General features: G+C 71.2%; 1 protein-coding gene. It reads left to right on the plus strand.

The genetic code is table 11. The annotated features are described in order from the left end of the window. Nucleotides 1-905 (plus strand): molybdopterin-dependent oxidoreductase (locus GYH36_RS19100; protein ID WP_162290700.1); only part of this gene is annotated, 905 nt, incomplete at both ends.

Consider the following 905-nt stretch of genomic DNA (forward strand, 5'->3'; position numbering starts at 1 on the left):
CGGGGGCGGGTGTCGGACGACCTGCGGCAGGTGTTCCTGACCGGCGGACGCCAGGGCGACGTGTTCTACCGCGACCGGTGGTCCCACGACAAGGTCGTGCGCTCCACCCATGGCGTGAACTGCACCGGCTCGTGCTCGTGGAAGGTCTACGTCAAGGACGGCATCATCACCTGGGAGACCCAGCAGACCGACTACCCCTCCGTCGGCCCCGACTCCCCCGAGTACGAACCCCGCGGCTGCCCCCGCGGCGCCGCGTTCTCCTGGTACACCTACTCCCCCACCCGCGTGCGCTACCCCTACGTCCGCGCCACCCTCCTCGACGCCTACCGGCGCGCCAAGACCGACGTCGGCGGCGACCCCGTCCTCGCGTGGCAGATGCTCACCTCCGACCCCGACGCGTCCCGCGCCTACAAGTCCGCACGCGGCAAGGGCGGCCTCGTGCGCGCCACCTGGGACGAGGCCGCCGAGATCGTCGCCGCCGCCCACGTGCACACCATCAAGACCTACGGCCCCGACCGCGTCGCCGGGTTCTCCCCCATCCCCGCGATGTCCATGGTCTCCCACGGCGTCGGCGCCCGCTTCGTCCAGCTCCTGGGCGGCACCATGCTCTCGTTCTACGACTGGTACGCCGACCTACCCGTCGCCTCCCCCCAGGTCTTCGGCGACCAGACCGACGTCCCCGAGTCCGCCGACTGGTGGAACGCCACCTACTGCCTCATGTGGGGCTCCAACGTCCCGGTCACCCGCACCCCCGACGCCCACTTCATGACCGAGGCCCGCTACCGCGGGCAGAAGGTCGTCGTCATCTCCCCGGACTACGCCGACAACACCAAGTTCGCCGACGAATGGCTCGCCCCCCACCCCGGCACCGACGGCGCCCTCGCCCAGGCCATGGGCCACGTCAT

Source organism: Cellulosimicrobium composti, assembly GCF_010287905.1.
Classification (GTDB): domain Bacteria; phylum Actinomycetota; class Actinomycetes; order Actinomycetales; family Cellulomonadaceae; genus Cellulosimicrobium; species Cellulosimicrobium composti.